Here is a 1,175-nt window from a genome sequence, read left to right as displayed (position 1 = left end):
TACATTGTAAACTAAGTTTTCGTTAATATTTGAGTGTAACTTTTATGCATAATATCTCTAGCATTTTCTTTAGTGAACTGCCACTTGAATTTAACTTTTTTGTCATCACGATCTTTGATTACTGCCATCACTCTTTTTTCTAATTCTTCCTGAGATGGTATTCTATCAGATAAACATTGTTTTGATAATGCTGAAAATTCAATTTCTACCATGTTAAGCCAGCTGGCTGATTTTGGTGTGAAATAAAATTCAAATTTTTGAGTGAGACCGAAAGCTTTTTCCGGTTCCATATTTTGGTAAAAAGAGCTATTATTATGTGTATTTAAGTTGTCCTGTACTAATCTTATTCGATGAGCATCAGTATACAAGAGGCTTAACTCAAACATAAAGTCTGCATATTCCTGTTTTCTCCTTTGCTTATAGACTTTACCAAATCGCTTTCCTGTTAAAGGCTCTATTGCCATTAATAATACACACGAACCATGTTTTTCATAACTATAATGTTCCTTCTTTACTTTTCCTTTTCGCATGGGAATAGGCTCTACTTTATCTCCAATCAAGAAGCAAGGTCGTTCATCAAAACATATTACAGGATATTTCGGGTCATAAGGTAGGTTATATAACCATAAAACCTGTTCCATCCTTGCAATGAAGTCTCCTGTTATTTTACTTATACACCATTGTCTTTTGAGGTGAGGCTTAAGTTCGTTTTTTTCAATATCTCTTGAACATGTGTATGAGAGATTTCATCTACATAACCTAATTCTACAACCCTATCAGCTAGCATTCTTAAGGTCCATTTCGAATAACCTTCAGGGGGTGTACTGCAAGCTAATGCTGTAATTTTTGCTTTATTTTCACCAGTTATTGCTAGAGGACGGCCACTGCGAGGTTTTTCTCCTAGTAAAGAAGTCAAACCTTCTAACTTATACTTCTTTTTCCAATCAGAAACAGTGGCCAATCTTACCTGTAAAATAGAAGCTACTTCCTTATATGTCTTATGCTCATTGAGCAACAGTAAAGAAGTCAAACGAAGACTTACTCTTGATTTTATATCACCTTTAGAAAGTAATTCTTTGATGTGATTTTTTTCTTCTTCACTTAGTTGAATATGGTCTTTTTTCATCTCTATAAAATTTAGACCTATAATTTACGATAATTTAGTTTACAATGTA

General features: G+C 33.0%; 2 protein-coding genes. Both read right to left on the bottom strand.

Annotated features, from left to right (window positions below; genetic code table 11):
- Positions 1-11: 11 nt before the first annotated feature.
- Positions 12-674 carry an IS630 family transposase gene (locus HHU12_RS34000; RefSeq protein WP_317170698.1) on the bottom strand — a complete coding sequence of 221 codons (663 nt, stop codon included), beginning with the start codon at positions 672-674 and terminating at the stop codon, positions 12-14.
- Positions 671-1,126, bottom strand: coding sequence for a helix-turn-helix domain-containing protein (locus HHU12_RS33995; RefSeq protein ID WP_169661160.1), 456 nt, complete (start codon positions 1,124-1,126; stop codon positions 671-673). The genes HHU12_RS34000 and HHU12_RS33995 overlap by 4 nt, the downstream gene beginning before the upstream one ends.
- Positions 1,127-1,175 lie beyond the last annotated feature (49 nt).

This window comes from Flammeovirga aprica JL-4, from assembly GCF_012844305.1.
In the GTDB taxonomy this organism is placed as follows: Bacteria; Bacteroidota; Bacteroidia; order Cytophagales; family Flammeovirgaceae; genus Flammeovirga; species Flammeovirga aprica.
This window is presented reverse-complemented; position numbering and strand designations above follow the sequence as displayed.